General features: G+C 67.5%; 17 protein-coding genes and 1 tRNA gene. 6 read left to right on the forward strand and 12 right to left on the reverse strand.

The genetic code is table 11. The features are described from left to right. Positions 1-4 precede the first annotated feature (4 nt). From NP511_RS14995 to NP511_RS15005, 3 genes are all read left to right on the forward strand, one after another. The gene (locus NP511_RS14995) at positions 5-709 is read left to right on the forward strand and encodes an energy-coupling factor ABC transporter ATP-binding protein (protein ID WP_049966126.1); all 705 of its coding nucleotides are present in this window, start codon (positions 5-7) and stop codon (positions 707-709) included. 49 nt (positions 710-758) lie between these two features. Next, a complete protein-coding gene (locus tag NP511_RS15000) occupies positions 759-1463 on the forward strand; it encodes an energy-coupling factor transporter transmembrane component T family protein (protein WP_049966127.1) in 705 nt (234 codons plus the stop codon). Positions 1464-1770: 307 nt separating this feature from the next. Then, a complete protein-coding gene (locus NP511_RS15005; protein WP_049966128.1) occupies positions 1771-3057 on the forward strand; it encodes a polysaccharide deacetylase family protein in 1287 nt (428 codons plus the stop codon). Between the two features lie 51 nt (positions 3058-3108). Here NP511_RS15005 and NP511_RS15010 read toward each other — a convergent pair. Next, a tRNA-Thr gene (locus NP511_RS15010) sits at positions 3109-3182 on the reverse strand. A gap of 92 nt (positions 3183-3274) precedes the next feature. Continuing rightward, the gene (locus NP511_RS15015; protein WP_049966129.1) at positions 3275-4264 is read right to left on the reverse strand and encodes a class I SAM-dependent methyltransferase; all 990 of its coding nucleotides are present in this window, start codon (positions 4262-4264) and stop codon (positions 3275-3277) included. A gap of 141 nt (positions 4265-4405) precedes the next feature. Here NP511_RS15015 and NP511_RS15020 point away from each other — a divergent pair, with 141 nt between their 5' ends. The 3 genes from NP511_RS15020 to NP511_RS15030 all read left to right on the forward strand — a co-directional run bounded on the left by NP511_RS15020 (position 4406) and on the right by NP511_RS15030 (position 6621). Continuing rightward, complete coding sequence (locus NP511_RS15020) at positions 4406-4822, forward strand: Rieske (2Fe-2S) protein (RefSeq protein ID WP_049966130.1); 417 nt, start codon at positions 4406-4408, stop codon at positions 4820-4822. Positions 4823-4885: 63 nt separating this feature from the next. Continuing rightward, complete coding sequence (dph5, locus tag NP511_RS15025; protein ID WP_049966131.1) at positions 4886-5725, forward strand: diphthine synthase; 840 nt, start codon at positions 4886-4888, stop codon at positions 5723-5725. 59 nt (positions 5726-5784) lie between these two features. Further along, a complete protein-coding gene (locus tag NP511_RS15030; protein WP_049966132.1) occupies positions 5785-6621 on the forward strand; it encodes a hypothetical protein in 837 nt (278 codons plus the stop codon). 23 nt (positions 6622-6644) lie between these two features. Here the strand turns inward: NP511_RS15030 and NP511_RS15035 are convergent, their stop codons facing one another. From NP511_RS15035 to ilvB, 10 genes are all read right to left on the reverse strand, one after another. Then, entirely contained in the window at positions 6645-7730 is a 1086-nt protein-coding gene (locus NP511_RS15035; protein ID WP_049966133.1) for an alpha/beta hydrolase, read from the reverse strand. Positions 7731-7883: 153 nt separating this feature from the next. After that, positions 7884-9143 (reverse strand): MFS transporter, encoded by a 1260-nt coding sequence (locus tag NP511_RS15040; protein ID WP_049966134.1) that lies wholly within the window; start codon positions 9141-9143, stop codon positions 7884-7886. A 48-nt stretch (positions 9144-9191) separates the two neighbouring features. Beyond that, entirely contained in the window at positions 9192-10172 is a 981-nt protein-coding gene (leuB, locus tag NP511_RS15045; RefSeq protein WP_049966135.1) for a 3-isopropylmalate dehydrogenase, read from the reverse strand. Between the two features lie 92 nt (positions 10173-10264). Then, positions 10265-11179 carry a DMT family transporter gene (locus NP511_RS15050; protein WP_049966136.1) on the reverse strand — a complete coding sequence of 305 codons (915 nt, stop codon included), beginning with the start codon at positions 11177-11179 and terminating at the stop codon, positions 10265-10267. Positions 11180-11355: 176 nt separating this feature from the next. Then, positions 11356-11991 (reverse strand): 3-isopropylmalate dehydratase small subunit, encoded by a 636-nt coding sequence (gene leuD, locus NP511_RS15055; protein ID WP_049966137.1) that lies wholly within the window; start codon positions 11989-11991, stop codon positions 11356-11358. After that, a complete protein-coding gene (gene leuC, locus NP511_RS15060; RefSeq protein WP_006649620.1) occupies positions 11991-13415 on the reverse strand; it encodes a 3-isopropylmalate dehydratase large subunit in 1425 nt (474 codons plus the stop codon). Before leuC ends, leuD begins: the two co-directional genes overlap by 1 nt. Beyond that, positions 13412-13690, reverse strand: a complete 279-nt coding sequence (locus NP511_RS15065; RefSeq protein WP_006649619.1) for a DUF7989 family protein — start codon at positions 13688-13690, stop codon at positions 13412-13414. Before NP511_RS15065 ends, leuC begins: the two co-directional genes overlap by 4 nt. Before the next feature lie 10 nt (positions 13691-13700). After that, positions 13701-14747, reverse strand: coding sequence for a ketol-acid reductoisomerase (ilvC, locus tag NP511_RS15070; RefSeq protein ID WP_049966138.1), 1047 nt, complete (start codon positions 14745-14747; stop codon positions 13701-13703). Continuing rightward, the gene (gene ilvN, locus NP511_RS15075) at positions 14740-15399 is read right to left on the reverse strand and encodes an acetolactate synthase small subunit (RefSeq protein WP_049966139.1); all 660 of its coding nucleotides are present in this window, start codon (positions 15397-15399) and stop codon (positions 14740-14742) included. Before ilvN ends, ilvC begins: the two co-directional genes overlap by 8 nt. Then, positions 15396-17210 carry a biosynthetic-type acetolactate synthase large subunit gene (ilvB, locus tag NP511_RS15080; RefSeq protein ID WP_049966140.1) on the reverse strand — a complete coding sequence of 605 codons (1815 nt, stop codon included), beginning with the start codon at positions 17208-17210 and terminating at the stop codon, positions 15396-15398. Before ilvB ends, ilvN begins: the two co-directional genes overlap by 4 nt. Positions 17211-17373: the final 163 nt, after the last annotated feature.

Below are 17373 nucleotides of genomic sequence, written 5' to 3' on the forward strand. Positions count from 1 at the left end.
GCCGATGATCGAGTTTCGGTCTGTCTCGTACGCGTTCGAGGACGTTTCGGTCCTCGAGGACGTCTCGCTGACGATCGAGGACGGCGAGTTCGGCCTGCTGGCGGGAGCAAACGGCAGCGGGAAGACGACCCTGTTGCGTCACTGCAACGGCCTCTTGACGCCCGACAGCGGCGAGGTACTGGTCGACGGCACGCCCGTTTCCGACGACCTGATCGCCGCCCGCTCGAGCGTCGGGATGGTCTTCCAACACCCCCGCGACCAGTTCGTCTCGGCGACCGTCGGTGCGGACGTCGCTTTCGGCCCCGAAAACCTCGGCCTCGAGCGAGCCGAGATCGATCGCCGCGTCGACGCCGCCCTCGAGGCGGTCAACATGGCCGGCCGGGAAGACGACCGGATCGACGCCCTCTCGGGTGGCGAGCAGTCCCGGGTCGCCATCGCGGGCGCGCTCGCGATGGACCCTTCCCACCTCGTCCTCGACGAACCCTTCACCGGCCTCGACGAACCCGCGCGCCGCTCGGTCCTCGAGCGACTCGCGGCGCTGTCGGCCGACGGCACCGGGGTCTTGCTCGCGACCCACGACCTGCGGGACGTACTGACATTGGCCGACCGGGTGATCGCGATGCGGGACGGACAGGTGGCCATCGACGGCTCGCCCGACGACGCGCTCGAGGACCTCGCTGGCCTCGAGGTCCGCGTTCCAGACCGGTGATCACGATGACCGAACTGTTACTCCCACCACGCGCGTTCGGGGGCTGCCGATGCTGACCTACGAACCGGACGAGACGCTGGCCCACCGGCTCGACCCCCGGAGCAAGCTGGCGGTCCAGATCGGGTTCGCGGCGACTGCACTGGCCCATCCGACGCCTCGAGCGTTGCTGGTGCTATCGGCGGTGACCGTCGTCGTGCTGGCTGCGGCGCGTGTCTCGCTCCGCCGGACCGTCGCCGCCTACCGGTACGCGCTCGTGGTCCTCGCGATCGCGCCGGTGCTGGCTGGCGTCACGATCGGCTCCCCCTGGTTCGACCGCGCGGACGCCCTCACGTCGGGACTGGCGAGCTATCGGGTCCTCCTCATCTTGCTGGTCAGCGCGGCGTACGTCCGGTCGACGCCGGTCCGGGACTCCCGGGCGGCGATCCAGCGGACGATTCCCGGCAAACCCGGCCAACTGCTCGGGATCGGGATCGCGCTCGTCTTTCGGTTCCTCCCCGTCCTACAGGGCGATCTCCGGACGATCCGCGAAGCGATGGCCGCCCGGCTGGGGACCGAACGCGGCACGATCGACCGGATCAGCACGGTCGGGATGCTCGGACTGACGCGGGCCTTCGACCGGGCCGACCGCCTCTCGCTCGCGCTCCGCGCACGGTGTTTCGCGTGGAACCCCACGCTGCCGCCCCTCGCCTTTTCCCGCCTCGACTACCCCGTCCTCGCGTTCGCCCTCTGTCTCGCGCTGTCCGCGTTCTACTGATCCTCGCGCATTCGCGACCGCTCAGAACTGATATTTCCCCACTCGAGCCGTCGGTCGCGGTAAACACCGTCCTCGAGCCGCCCCGTTCTCCAGTGGCGGGTTCGGACCGTCTCGGTCCCACCATCATCGATTTGATATCGCTATAATTGGTTTATCCGCGGTCGGCAGTGGGGCGCAGATCCACCGGCGGGCCGCTACCTGACCTCCCGGTCACCGACCACAGCCAGCACGTAATCCGTCGGTAGGATCCCGTTACGATGATATTCACTGCTCTTAACGAATACCCGCCGGCCCGCTTGAGACGGTAATGCGCCGCCGTAATCTCCTGATCGCCGGACTCGGCAGTTGCGTCGCGGGGTGTCTCTCGCGTGAGTCGACGAGTGCCCCGCGCAACGACTCGACGGGAATCGAACCGGACGGAAACGGACCGAGCGACGTCGACCCGGACGACGACCCCGCCGAGGACGCGGCGTCCGACGCCGTCGATCCGTCCCCGCTCGAGGACTTCGAGGACCTGTCGCCGTGGACCAGCGACGGCGGAACGCTGACCGCTGACGACGCGACCTACTACAGCGGGACACAGGCCGCGCGGATCGATGTCCGACCGCGGGACAGGCGCGGCGCGATCCGCAGGTCGTTCGCGGAGCCGGTCGATCTGACCGGCGACGGGCTCTCGCTGGCGCTCCGTGCCACCGCAGCCATCTACCCTCGGATTCAGCTGTTCGATACCGACGGCAACCGGCTCGACCTCCGCGCACCGGTTCGTGCGGGAGTGCCGTTCCAGTCGTATCCCTTCGGGATCGATCACGACGGGGGCTGCGATCGCTCGGCCGTCAGCGAACTCCGGATCCTCACCTATACGGGCGGTGGCGAGTCGCTGTCGCTCTGGTGTGACCATCTCGCGCGGACGCCTCGCCCCGACACTCCCGTCGTCCTCCTCCAGTTCGACGACGGTAGCGTCACCGACTACACCCAAGCGGCACCGATCCTCGAGTCACACGGCTACCCCGCGACGACGTTCGTCAATCCGGATTCCATCGGGGGACGCGACGCGCTCGATCTCGACCAACTCGCCGAGTTACAAGCCAGCGGGTGGACGGTCGGGAGCCACGCCGATAGCCACGACTCACTTTCGAGTCTCGAGCCGGCGATCCAAGAAGCGCGTATCCGCAGGGGTAAGGAGTGGCTCGTCGACCACGGGTTCGAGGGTGGTGCCGAGTACTTCGCCTATCCGTACAGCGACTACGACGCCACCACGCTCGAACTCGTCGACGAGTACCATCGGCTCGGGTTCGCCGCGGGGTGGCCGGCGACCGGCCGGGTCCCCAACCGGCTGCTGGCCCCGCGGCGCGGCGACCCCGACCCGGCCGAAGCCAGGCGGCTGCTCGATCTGACGATCCGTCACGACGGTGTCCTCACGCTGCTCTTTCACTCGATGGGGGACCTCGCCGACGCCGAGTACCACGTCGACGACTTCGGGGCGATCGTCGACTACGTTCACGAGAAAGAACGCAAGGGAGACCTCGAGGTGTGTTCAGTGGCGGAGTTCGAGTCGCGCCTGGTCGCTGCGGAGTCGCCCGCTCCCTACAGATAGCCGCGTCGTCGGTCAGCGGGTCGCTCCGGGCGTGACGTCCGTCGCAGAAAGAGCCGGAGGAGGGATTTGAACCCTCGACCTAATCCTTACGAAGGATTCGCTCTGCCAGTCTGAGCTACTCCGGCGCGCACTCGATTATAGGACCGATACCGATCATAAGGGTTGCGAATCGATCCGGTCATGGGAGGGAGTTACGCCCTCGAGCCCGTTACTCGAGTCACCGCTCGAGGCGCACGTCCAGACAGACGTTCAGCTCGTGGGGTGCATACGAGCGGACGGTGTGGCGGGTCTCGACGGTGACGTTGTACTCGGGTTCGGCGGCCGCGCGGATCGCCTGCTCGCCGGGCCCGAACGGGTCGTCCTCGTGCTGGATGTCGTAGTAGTGGAGGGTACAGTCGTCGCCCGCGAGGGTGACGGCTGCCTCGAGGAACGCGTCGGCGCTGTGGGGAAGGTTCATCACGAGTCGGTCGGCCCAGTCCGCGTACTCCGTCGCGACCTCACGAACGTCCTCGTTGATGGCGGTCACCCGCTCTTCGACGCCGTTGCGGGCGGCGTTCTCGCGGAGATACTCGATCGCGTCGGGGTTGAGATCGACGCCGACACACGTAGCGCCGCGTTTGGCAAACGGGATCACGAAGGGGCCGACGCCGGCGAACATGTCGAAGGCTCGTTCGTCGCTGCTCACCTGTTTTGCCACGCGGTGGCGCTCGGTCGCGAGCCGCGGCGAGAAGTAGACTTGGGCGAGATCAAGCAGGAACTCACAGCCGTACTCGCGGTGGACGACCTCGGTGTTCTCGCCCGCGAGCAGTTCCCAGTCCCGGACCCGCGTCTCTCCCTTGACCTTCGAGGCCTTGTTCAGCACCGTCTCGACGGGGAGATCCGACTCGAGAACGGCGTCGGCGATCGCTCGCGCGCGCTCGGGATCGTCCTCGTCGATGAGGGCGGCCCTGCCGAGCCGTTCGTAGGTGGGGTCGAACGCGAGCAGGTCCGCGGGCGTCGTCTGCTGGTCGCGCTCGGCGACCGACCGCGAGACGACCTCGCCGTCTTCGAGCACCCCGGCCGCGGCGTCGGGATCGGCGACCGGGATGTAGAGGCGACCGTCCTCGACGGCGATCTCGTAGTCGTCGTCGATCAGGTCCGCGTCGGCCAGCGCCGACCGCACCGCTTCCCCCTCCTCGCGGGCGACGCGAACGCACGGGACTTCCATACCCGAACTGGCCGGCCGGTCGCCGTAACGCTGACGTTTTCGCCGACGATCGGCGGGAGGGTACTGTAAATCAATTACGGGTATATAGAACAGTGTGGTCGTCGGGAACGTTTTCCGCTCGCCGCACGAACGTTCCTCGAAATGGACGGGACGCGACTCACGACCGTGGAGACGGTCCACGAGAACCGATCGTGGCTGTTTACGATCCGCGATCAGTACGGCGAACCCGACGAAGCGATTCTGGTCCCCTGTGAAGAAGGGGTCGAAGCGTGGATCAATCGCTGTACGCACGAGGCACAGCGGCTCGACACGGGTCGCGGCGCGGCGATGCGCGACGGCCAGATCATCTGCCCGAAACACGGCTCGATGTTCGATAGCTGCTCGGGCTACTGCGACAACGGCGAGGCGGCCGACACGACCCTGCCGTCCGTCGACGTCACCGTCGGGGACGGCGTCGTCTATCTGACCGACGACGACTTCAGCTTCGCCCACGAGGGCGAAATCGAAGACGAAGACGAGGACGACGGCCCGGCGTCGACCTCCCACATCGGGTTCTGAGCGGTTCGCACCGGAAATCGTCGTCTCGAAAACGTATTCCGCGCGCTACGACTACGGCCTCGTATGCTCACGTTCATCGGCCTCGGGCTCTACGACGAGCGATCGATCACCGTCGAGGGCCGGGAGGCGCTCCAGGCGGCCGACCGCGTTTACGCTGAGTTCTACACCAGCGAACTGATCGGGACGACGATCGAGGACCTCGAGTCCCACCACGACATCGAGATCGAAGTCCGTGACCGAGCGGGCGTCGAACAACACCCCGAGGACATGCTCGAGGCAGCGGCGGCCGAGGACGTGGCCTTCCTGACCGCGGGCGACACGATGATCTCGACGACCCACGTCGACCTGCGCCTGCGGGCCCACGACCGCGGGATCGAAACGCGGGTGATCCACGGCGTCACGGCTCAGACGGCCACCAGCGCGCTGACCGGCCTCCAGAACTATCGCTTCGGGAAGGCGACGACGCTGCCGTTTCCCTACGCCCACGGTGCCGACGGCCTCCCCGCGAGCGTGACCGAAACGATCGACGCGAATCGGGCTGCCGGGCTTCATACGGTCGTTTACCTCGATATCAAGGTTGGACGAGGTCCAACCAGCAGTCAGAACGCGTCGCGTTCTGACGACAAGATCGGCCACGAGCGGACCGACGAGGACGAGTACATGACCGCCGACGTCGGCGCCGAGTTGCTCGCCGCGGCGTATCCCGACCTGGTCGGGGTCGTCGTGGCCCGCGCAGGTAGCCCCGACCCGCTCGTCGAGGCCGGGACCATGACCGAGCTCGCGGACCGTGAGTTCGGCGACCCGCTGCATCTGCTCGTCGTCCCCGGCGAGTGTCACTTGCTCGAGGCAGACGCGCTCGAGGAACTGGCCGGTGCCGACAGGGAGTCCCTCGATATCGCCTGACTGCGACGACCGGGGACGGACGCCGGGGGATTTACGGTCGGTGCGGGTAAGGATGGCCCATGAGCGGTCCGGCGGCCACGGACGACGGGCGCGACGCCGAGGAGTCGGCGGCCGGCGAGCGGGACGCCCTCGATCGGGAGACCCTCGAGTTGGCCCGTGAGGAACTCCGGTCGACGTTCGACTATCAGGTCGCACGCGTCCAGGAGATCGACGAGAAGGCGATCGAGATCCTCAAGGCGAACCTCCTGTTGGTCGGGCTCGTCGTCACCGGCGGTTCGATCGTCGTCCAGACGACGATCGATATCGCGCCGTTCGTCAACGCCTTCACGATCGCCAGTGCACTCCTGCTGTTGATTTCGACAGGACTCGCGGGCGTGACCTACACCGCCTCGAACCTCCGGGGCGGGATCGACGGCGACGCGGTCGAGGCCGCACTCGCGACGGCACGGGCCGATCCGGCTGCCGACGCCGACCGGTTCGAGGTGCGACTGCTGCGCAGCTACGGTCGGTGGATCGAGTACAACGCCCGGGTGACCGCCGTCAACGACATGTTCGCGACGATCACCGTCCTCATGGTAATCGCCGCGTTCGTCTACGCCGTCGCCGGGATTCCGGTCGGCGTCGTCGACCCGTCGGCGCTCGTCTCGGCGCTTGCCTTCCTCGTACTGACGGCCGTCTTGCTGTGGCTCGGGGCGTTCGCGTACTACATGGACCACCTCGGCGCGGGCGACGACCGCTGGGAGGGGACCTTCGACGGCGTCAGGATCTCAAAGGGCGTCACCCGCAAGCGCGGCCTCTCGACGCTGCGGACGATGCGCAGCGAGGGCGCGACCGACGAACGGGAGGAAGCGGCGGCCGATGCCGACGCGATTTCGAAGCGGAACTCGAAGTCCTGACCCGTCACACCGCAGCCACGATCTCAGCCCCGAAGCACCGACTCGAGCCGATCGCCGAAGTCCCCCGGCACCTCGAGATGAGGCGCGTGGCCGGTGTTGCCGAAGACGATCTCCTCGAACTCGCCGCCGCGGCCGGCGTAGCGCTCGCAGACGCCACGGGTCTGGTCGACCATCGGCTGGGGCGGGAAGACGTCCTCGCCGGGCCAGTCGGGGAGTTCGCCCATTCGGCCGAGCGTCCCCAGATCGAACAGCGAGGCGTTCGAGACGATCTGGTCTGAATCGCCGCGGATCCACAGCACGGGCGGCTTGGCATCGGCGTCGATCTCAGTGATTCCCTCGAGGTCGCAGTACTTGGGCGAGATGGCGTTGTTCACCCCGGTTTCGCCGGGGGCGATGCCGGGCCAGTTGTCGCTGGGGTTCGACGAGCCGGGGTAGTTCCCATCGCCGGTCGCGGTATCGAGCATCCCGGTCAGATACGACTCCTCGCGCTCGGCGTCGAACTCGTGGGTCGGATCGACGTAGTAGGTTCGCAGGACCTTCCGCGGCGAGGTCTGGCCCTCGACGCCACGGTCGCGATCCGCCAGCCCGGCGACGAAGGCATCGTTGCCGATCCCGCCGCCGGAGCCGGCGTAGTCGTCGAAACACGGCGTTCCCTCGAGGTCTTTCGTCCCGCCGAAGCCGTACGGCGACAGCGGGTTGACGAGGACGAGGGCCGCGACCGCCTCGGGGTGGTCGATCGCGTACCGCATCGCGACCCCGCCGCCGTTGGACCAGCCCACGAGGACGACCGGCTCCGCGAGGTCGAGATCGCCGAGCAGGGCGTCCAGGTCCCGCTCGAAGTCGCCGAGCCCGTTCGTCGCGTCGACCGGTTTCGGCTCCGAGTCGCCGTACCCCCGGAGGTCGGGTGCGATCGCCCGGTGGCGGCCGGGGAGGGCCGCCATCACGTCCTCGAAGAAACGGGAGGACGACACGTTTCCGTGGAGGAACACGACCGCCTCGCCCGCGTCCCCGGCCCGGTCGGGCTCCCCCGACTCGAGATAGTGGGTCCCCAATCGCTCCGTTTCGACGAACCGTGAGTCGACCCCGGCGAGGGTGTCGTCTCGAGACATGGCCGCCGGTACCACGGCCCCCGTGATAACTCTCGGGCCGGAACGGGTTTCACACCGCCGTCGCGGCGGGCTCATACGGTTTCCTGTCAGTCAGTACCGGTGTCCCCGCGATCGTCCTGCGGGTACACCGGGAAACAGTGACAGTAATCCGTCTCAGTCGTCCGCCGTCACGCCGTCGGGGGACCGTCGGCCGGAGCGACGGCGGAGCGTTCCGCCGATGAGGGCGGCGACCGCGGCACAGGCGGCAACGACGACGAACAGCACAGTCGGCGTCGATCGCGTCAGGACGAGCCCGGCCAGTGACGAGCCGACCGCGCCAACGCCGAAGATCGCCGTGTACGAGTAGCCAAAGGAGAGACCCCGCGCGTCGGCCGGTGTGTACGCCGAGATCGCCTCCTGATTGATCGGGGCGATCATGAAGGTGAGAAAGCCGAGGATTCCCCCGACGACCAGCAGCGGCGCGAGCCCCGCATTCGTCGACGGGACGAACGCGAGCGCGACGGCGGCGAGGGCCGCGTAGCCGCCCAGCAACACCGTCTCGAGTCGCGCGCGGTCGACGAGTTTGCCCCCGACGTACTGACCGACGCCGCCCACGAGCAAGAGCCCGGAGTAGACGTACTGGCTCGGTTCGAACGAGCGGCCGCCAAGCGCCACCGGGTCGAACAGCGACAGATCGGCGAGGACCTCCGGCAGGAACGTAAACGCCGCGCGGTAGTAGACGCCGTAGAGGATCCCCGTCGCGAAAACCAGCGCGAAGCCGACGGTAAACAGCCGCCGCGAACTGGCGACGAACGCCGCCAGACTGCGCGGCTGCTCGCGGTCGCCATCGGGGGCAGCCGCGTTGCGGGCCGCGCTCCCGGCGGTCTCGTCGAACTCGAGTCGCCAGCCGACGGCCGCTGCGGCGAGGGCGGGAACGAGCAGCAGGGCGGCGACGGCCCGCCAGCCGACGAACGCGAGCGCCACCGCCGCGAGCAGCGGCCCGGTCGCGACGCCGACGTTGCCCGCGGCGCCGTGATAGGCGAAGGCAGTCCCGCGCGCCTTCGCCCCGCGACTGAGCAGCGCGAGTCCGGCCGGGTGATAGAGGCTCGCGGCGAGCCCCCACAACAGGAGCCCGACCGTCAGTACGGCGAGCGTCGGCGCGGCAGCGACGACCGCGAACGCCGCGCCCATGCCGAGCAAGCAAGCTAGGACGAGCGCCTTGGAACTGATCCGGTCGGCAAGCAGACCGCTCGGGAGTGCGCCGACTCCCACGAGGGCGTAGCTCGCGCCGACGACGGCCCCCAGAAACGCCGGTGTCGTCGAGAACGTCTCGAGCCAGATGGCGACGAAGATCGGAATCACCAGCTCGTAGGTGTGGAACGTGGCGTGGCCGAGCATGACGAAGGCCGTCACGGCCCGATCGTTCCGATCCATGCGGTGTTGGGCGACCCCGTGCTACTAAAAAACGGCGAGTGACCCCCGTTACAGGCGATCGATGATCGCCGCGGTCACGTCCTCGGTGGAGGCGTCACCGCCCAGATCCGGCGTTCGCGGGCCGTCTTCTAGCGTTGCCTCGACGGCCGTGTGGACCCGGTCGCTCTCGTCGTCGTAGCCCAGGTACTCGAGCAACATCGCCGCCGAGATGATCGTCGCTGCGGGGTTGGCGACGCCTTCACCGGCGATGTCGGGCGCGGTGCCGTGGACCGGCTCGAAGAGGGCGCGGTCGGGGCCGATGTTGGCCGAGGGCAGTAGGCCGAGGCCGCCGACCAGTCCCGCAGCGAGGTCGGAGAGGACGTCGCCCGCGAGGTTCGGACAGACGACGACGTCGAACTGTTCGGGGTCGAGACAGACCCGCGTTGCGAAGGCGTCCATCAGCACCTGATCGGTCTCGACGCCGTTCTCGTCGGCGACGCCTTTGACCGTATCGCGGAAGAGCCCGTCCGTCTCGCGCATGACGTTTGCCTTGTGGACGATCGAGAACCCGTCGTGGTCGTCGCCGGCGACGTAGTCACAGGCGAACTCGGCGAGCCGCTCCGACGCGGATTCCGTGACGACGCGGGTCAGCGTCGAGACGTCCTGTGTCAGTCGATCCTCGTGGCCCGCGTAGACGCCCTCGGTATTCTCCCGGAGGAAGATCAGGTCCGTCTCGGGGCGGACGGCGTCGATGCCGGGATACGCCTTCGCCGGGCGGACGTTGACGAACGAATCGACCGCCTCCCGGAGCGGCAGAATGACGTCCGCGGCCGTGTCGCCGGCCGCACCGAACAGCGTCGCGTCGGCCGCCGCCGCCAGGTCGTAGGTCTCCTGTGGCAGCGCCTCACCGGTCTCGTCTTTGACCGCGTCGCCGGCCTCGGCCTCGACGAACTCGAAGTCGGGCTCGAGGGCCTCGAGTACCTCGACGGCGGCCGGCGTTACTTCCTGTCCGATTCCGTCGCCCGGGATGACGGCGATCTCGTGTGTCATGCCCAATCATCGTCGCGGGGCCGAAAAGAGGGTATCGATACCGGTATCATGCCACTCGCGGCTCGAGCCGACTGTCCCGACCCACTCGCCAATCAGGGGCTTCCGACGCCCGTCGAGAACCCCACCGCGTCGGCGATCGCGCGCCGCTTGAGCAGGGCGAAGCCGACCGCGACCAGTCCGAAGCCGGCGACGGTCAGGATGCCGATCTCCTCGCCCAGCAAGACGACGCTCGCGACCGTCGCGACGATCGGGACCAGATAGCCGATCAGCGCCGCCTCGAACGCGCCGTGTTCCGCGAGGACGCGGAAGTAGATCATGAAGGCGATCGCGGTCGCGAAGACCCCGAGATAGAGCAACGCGCCAATCGAGACGGGGCCGATCACATCGGTGCTGGGAAACTCGCCGACCGCGAGGCTGACCGCGTGCAAGACGAGGCCGCCGACGAGCATCGACCAGCCGACCAGCGGCAGTTGCTCGAGCGTCGGGCCGGCCCGCTGGATCAACACGCCACCGAGCGCGACGCTACAGACTTGCCCGACGATGAGCAACTTCGAGGCGGTATCGCCGGCGAGCAGGTTGGCCGGATCGGGCTGGATCACGAGGCCGACGCCCAGGAAGCCGATCGCCGCGCCGACGGCCCCCAGCGGCGAGAGGCGCTCGCCCAGCAGCGGGATCGCCCACAGCGCGGTGATGATCGGCACCAGCCCCTGCAAAATCGCGGCGACGCCGCTCGGAACCGTCTGCTGGCCCAGAAAGAGCAGGCCGTTGCCGGCGATGAGGAAGACGCCGCCGCCCGCGACGGCCGCCAGATCGTTCCGCGCGGTCGGGCGCCACTTTTCGACCCGGACGACGGCCGCGGTCAGCAACAGGACCGCCGCGATGTCGTACCGGGCGGCCGCGAAGAGCAGCGGCGGGAGGTACTCGAGGCCGACCGAGATCGCCGGGAAGGAAAACCCCCAGAGAACGGCGAGTAACGCGAAAAGAGCGCCGTCTAGATACCGAGACATACCCACCAGTAGTCGACTGGAGCCGAAATATCTCGCGGTGTCAGTGGTTCCCTGCCGCTTTCAGTGTGATACCGTTTCTCGAGACGCGGCTCGAGGACGCGATGAGCGGGACGGCGAAACCGATCGAACGGTGGCTACAGGTCGAGAAACGGCGCGAAAACGAGTCGAGAACGGCGTTATTCCGCTCCGGGAATCGCCGCGTCGTCGACGTAGGGCAGTTCGCGAGCCGTCTCGCGGACCGCGCCGGCGTTTGACTTCATCAGCGCCGTCGTGTCCCAGACGCCCTCGACGAGGGCCTTGCGCTGGGCGTCGTCGACGGTGACGTCGATCGTCTCGTCTCCGTATGTGACTTCTTCGGCCTCGACGTCGATCTCGATCTCGCCGTCGGGGTTCGCGTCGACCCAGTCCTGCAGTTCCTCGATCGTCTCGCTGTCGGCCGTGACGGTCGGGATGCCGAGCGCCAGACAATTTCCGGCGAAGATCTCGGCGAAGCTCTCGCCGATGATCGCGTCGATGCCCCAGCGCATCAGCGCCTGCGGGGCGTGTTCGCGCGAGGAGCCACAGCCGAAGTTGCTGTTGACGACCATCACCGAGGAGTCCTGGAATCGGTCCTCGTTGAACGGGTGGTCCTTCTGGTCGTCGTCGTCGTCGAACCGCAGGTCGAAGAACGCGAACTCGCCCAGCCCGTCGAAGGTGACGACCTTCATGAAGCGGGCGGGGATGATCTGGTCGGTGTCGATGTCGTTGCCCCGGATCGGGATGCCTGACCCCGAAACCGCGTCGACTTCGGGGATTTCGACCTCGTCGCTCATTATGCCGTCACCTCCGTCTCCGGCAGCTCGCGAACGTCGGTCACTTCACCGGTGATCGCCGCCGTGGCGACCATCTGCGGGTTCATCAGGACGGTCCGGCCGTCCTTCGAGCCCTGGCGGCCGACGAAGTTCCGGTTCGAGGAGGAGGCACAGGCCTCGTCACCCTCGAGCTGGTCCTCGTTCATCCCCAGACACATCGAACAGCCGGCATTGCGCCACTCGAAGCCGGCCTCCTCGAAGGTGTCTTTGAGGCCTTCCTCCTCGGCGGCTTTCTGGACGCGCTGGCTGCCGGGGACGACCATCGCGCGGACGTCGTCGGCGACCTCCCGTCCCTCGACGATCCGGGCGGCGCGTCGCAGGTCCGGCAGGCGGGCGTTCGTACAGGAGCCGAGGAAGGCCACGTCGATATTGTAGCCCTCCATCGTCTCGCCGGGCTCGACGCGCATGTGTTCCTGCGCGCGTCGGGCGGTATCCTGTTTCTCCGCGGGCAGCGATTCCGGCTCCGGGATCGGATCCGTGATACCGATCCCCTGGCCGGGCGTGGTGCCCCAGGTGACGACCGGCTCGAGTTCGTTCGCATCGATGTGGACGACGTCGTCGTACTCGGCGTCCTCGTCGGAGCGGATCGACTCCCAGTAGGGTTTGAGTTCCTCGAAGCGCTCCGGATTCTCCTGGAAGTAGTCCGTCTCCTCGAGCCACTCGTAGGTGGTCTCGTCGGGGTTGACATAGCCCGCGCGAGCGCCGCCCTCGATGGACATGTTACAGATCGACATCCGCCCTTCCATCCCGAGGCTCTCGATGGCTTCGCCGGCGTACTCGTAGACGTAGCCGACGCCGCCCTCGGTACCGAGTCGGCGGATGATCTCGAGGATGATGTCCTTGGCTTCGACACCCTCGCCGAGTTCGCCGTCGACCTGGATCTTGCGGACCTTCTGTTTCTCCATGGCGACGGTCCCCGTCGCGAGGACGTCGCGGATCTGGGAGGTCCCGATGCCGAAGGCGAGCGCGCCGAAGGCACCGTGGGTCGAGGTGTGGCTGTCGCCACAGACGATCGTCTTGCCGGGCTGGGTTAGTCCCTGCTCCGGGCCGATGACGTGGACGATCCCCTGATCGCCCGTCGTCGGGTCCGAGAACTCGATGCCCGCCTCGCGGACGTTTTCCTCGAGTTCGGCCATCATCTCCTCGGCCGCGTCCTCCTCGTAGGGTCGGGACTGGTCGGCCGTCGGGACGATGTGGTCGACCGTCGCGTGGGTCAGCTCGGGGTAGGCGACCTCGAGGTCGCGCTCGCGGAGCATCCCGAAGGCCTGCGGGCTCGTGACCTCGTGGATGAGGTGGAGCCCGACGAACAGCTGGTCCTGTCCGGTCGGCAGCGTGGTGACTTTGTGTCGATCCCAGACCTTGTCGTACAGTGTGCCCTCGCTCATTCCTCGTCCTCTACGGGCTGTGTTCGGCCGCGCTCGAAGACGCGGTTCGCGTCCGCGGCGTCCCCTGGCGGCGTGTGGTCGACGTCGCGCATCGTCTCTTTCGTGTCGGTCCGTTCGTCGGCCTCGTCAGTGTCGGCGGGTTCGGTCGCATCGGGTGTCCCACCGTCCGCTGCGACGATCGGGCCGCGGTTGAACAGGCGACCGGCCGTCTCCCCGGTGTAGGGGTTGGTGTGGCTGATCTCGGCTATCGTGTCCGTGTTGTCGTTTGCTGTCATGGGTTTGCTTTCAGTCGTCCGCCTGCACCTGGACGGACTCGTCTTCGGTGTCTTCCTCTGCCCACGCGAACAGGTCCCGCAGGCGCTCGCCGACCTGCTCGATCTCGTGGTTCTTCTCGGCCTCCCGGAGCTGGTTGTAGCTCGGGCGACCGGCCTGGTTCTCGAGGATCCACTCGCGGGTGAACTCGCCGTTTTGAATCTCCTCGAGGGTCTCCTCCATGTTCTCTCGGACGTTCTCGTCGACGATGCGATCGCCGCGGCTCAGACCGCCGTATTCGGCGGTGTCGGACACGGAGTCCCACATCTCGGCGTGGCCACCTTCGTACATCAGGTCGACGATCAGTTTGAGTTCGTTGAGACACTCGAAGTAGGCGATCTCCGGCGAGTAACCGGCGTCGACCAGCGTCTCGTAGCCGTGTTTGACCAGCGAGGTGACGCCGCCACAGAGGACGGCCTGCTCGCCGAAGAGGTCGGACTCGACCTCCTCCCGGAACGTCGTCTCGATGACGCCGGCGCGGGTACAGCCGATCCCTTTCGCGTACGCGAGGGCCCGTTCGTCCGCATCGCCCGTCGTGTCCTGATAGACCGCGAGCAGACCGGGCGTCCCCTCGTCGTTCTCGTAGTTGCGGCGGACGAGATGACCCGGGCTCTTGGGCGCGACCATCGTCACGTCGACGTCTTCCGGCGGCTCGATCTGGGCGTAGTGGATGTTCAGCCCGTGGGCGAACTGCAGCGTGTCGCCGGCCTCGAGGTTCGGCGCGATGGCGTTCTCGTAGACGTCCGCCTGAACAGTGTCGGGCACCAGCACGGAGACGTAGGAGGCCGCTGCGACCGCGTCGGCGGGCGTCTCGACCGTGAGGCCGTCGGCCTCGGCGGCCGAGCGCGAGGACGAACTCTCGCGAAGGCCGACGACCACGTCGACCCCGCTGTCGTGGAGGTTCAGCGCGTGGGCGTGGCCCTGGCTCCCGTAGCCCAGCACGGCCACGGTCTCGTCGTCGAGCGTCGATACGTCTGCATCATCGTCGTAGTAGATGTCGGTGGTGAATTCGTCAGTCATCGTCTGCTGTGTAGGGTTCGTCGTGGTTCGCCTCGTCGGCGGGCTGTGCCGTCGCGCCGGCCGTCCCTGTCGGGTCGGTTCCGCGGGCCAGCGCCGTCGTCCCGGTCCGGGAGATCTCCCGGATCCCGAACTGACTGAACGTCTCGATCGCGGCCTCGATCTTCTGGCGCGCACCGGTGACCTCGACCGTCGCCGTCTGCGGGCTCGAGTCGACGGTCTTGCCGCCGTACATCTCCGCGACGGCGGCGATCTGTGCGGGGTCGGCGGCGTCGACCTTGATCAGCGCGAGTTCCCGGCGCATGGCGTCGGGCTCGAGTTCGCGCACCGCGATGACCGGCACGAGCTTGCGCAGTTGCTTCTTGACCTGGTCGATGCCCGGATCCGGCTCCTCGACGACGATCGTCATCCGCGCGCGATCGTCGTCCTCGGTCGGCCCGACGGTGAGGCTCTCGATGTTGAACTGGCGGCGCGAGAACAGTCCCGAGACGTCCGAGAGGACGCCGGGCTCGTGTTCGACCAGCGCCGAGATGACGGTCCGACGGGGTTCGTGGGTCGCTTCGACCTCGGGGTCGATGCGGATGCCCTGCTTGTTGCGCCGTCCCGCGGGTGTCGGTCGGTCCTCCGGTGGTGGGCCCTCGAGTCCCTTCTTCATAGCTGGTCCTCCGTGAGTGCGAACTGGCCGTTGTCGCCGCCGCTTGGCACCATCGGGTAGACGTTGGCGTCGGGATCGATGTGGACGTCGATCACCGAGGGGCCGTCGTACGCGATGGCGTCCGCGACGGTGTCGGCGACGTCGTCGTAGTCGTCGATCCGGTACCCCTGCGCGCCGAAGGCCTCGGCGAGCTTGTCGAACTCGGGCATCCAGCCGTAGTCCGAGGCGGCGTGTCGGCCCTCGAAGAAGGCGTCCTGCCACTGGCGGACCATCCCGATGTACTCGTTGTTGAGGACGGCGACCGTGATATCGAGGTCCTCGCGGACCGCGACCGACAGCCCCTGCATCGTCATCAGGAACGAGCCGTCGCCGTCGATACAGACGACATCCTGGTCGTCGTCGGCCGCCAGTCGCGCGCCGATCGCCGACGGCAGGCCATAGCCCATCGCACCGAGCCCGTGACTCGAGACCCATGTGCGGGGCTCGGTGTAGGTCCAGTACTGGCAGGCCCACATCTGGTGTTGGCCGACGCCGGTCGTGACGATGGTGTCGTCGTCGGTGGCCTCGTCCAGGGCCTCGACGACGAACTCCGGCTGGACCGGCTTGTCCTTCGGCGCGTCGTAGGCCATCGAGTAGTCGGACTTCCACTGCTGGCACTGAGCGCGCCACTTTGTGGCTTCCGGCGAGTCGTCGACCGCCTCGTCTAACTGCTCGACGACGGTTTCGGCGTCGCCGATCAGCGGGTAGTCCGCGTGGATGTTCTTCGAGATCTCCGCGGGATCGATGTCGACGTGGATGACCTCCGCCTCGGGCGCGAAGGTCTCGATGCCGCCGGTCAGGCGGTCGTCGAACCGGGTACCGATCCCGATCAGGGTATCACAGTGGGAGATCGCCATGTTGGCGTAGCCAGTGCCGTGCATCCCCGCCATCTCGAGTGACAGCTCGTGGTCCTCGGGGAAGGCACCGATGCCGGGCATCGTGGTGATGACCGGGATCTCGTGTTCGATCGCGAACTCACGGCAGGCCTCGCTGGCTTCGCCCTTGATGACGCCCCCGCCCAGCAGGAGGGCGGGCCGCTCGGAGTTCTCGATCCGTTCCGCGGCGGCCGCGACGATCTCCTCGTCGGCCCGCTCTTGAACGTCGTAGGTGTCGGGCACTTTCGGTTCGTCGGGTTCGCGGTCGGTTTCGCCGTTGGTGACGTCTTTGGGCAGGTCGACCAGGGTCGGCCCCGGCCGGCCCTCACGGGCCAGCGCGAAGGCCTCGCTGACGTCGTTGCCGACGGTGTCGGAGCCGCTCGCGAAGGTGTTGTCCTTCGTGATCGGCGTCGTGACGCCGGTCGTGTCGGTTTCCTGGAAGGCGTCGTTGCCGACGAACTCCGTCGGGACCTGTCCGGTCAGCGCAAGCATCGGATCCGAGTCCATGTCGGCGTCGGCGATGCCGGTCACGAGGTTGGTCGCACCCGGCCCCGACGTGGCCAGACAGACGCCCGGCTCGCCCGAGACGATGCCGTAGGCGTCGGCCGCGTGGGCCGCGCCCTGCTCGTGGGCCATCGTCACGTGGTAGATGTCCGAATCGTACAGCGCGTCGTAGACGGGCATGATCGCCCCGCCCTGTACGCCGAAGGCGTACTCGACGCCCGCGTTCTCCAACGCGCGGACGACGGCCTCGGCACCCGAGGTGACGGGATCGGTCGTCGTCTCGGTGCCGGCCGCCGGCTCCTCGGTGGCCGCATCGGGCGCGGCGCTGTCGGTGATCTGCTCGTCGTCCTGTTCTTCGTCGGTCGGTGTGACCTTTGCTGCGCGTTCGCTCATCGGTTGTCTCCCGCCGTTTGCTGGCGATCGAGTGGTGTACGGTAGTGTGTCATCTGGTGGGTCGCTGATCGCTCGAAGAACGATGCGGCGAATTCGGGTCTGAAGCGACGAAGTACTATATGAGGGGCTATACTGCCCCTACAATACGAATCGAACCGAACGC

Source organism: Natrinema thermotolerans (assembly GCF_031165565.1).
GTDB lineage: Archaea > Halobacteriota > Halobacteria > Halobacteriales > Natrialbaceae > Natrinema > Natrinema thermotolerans.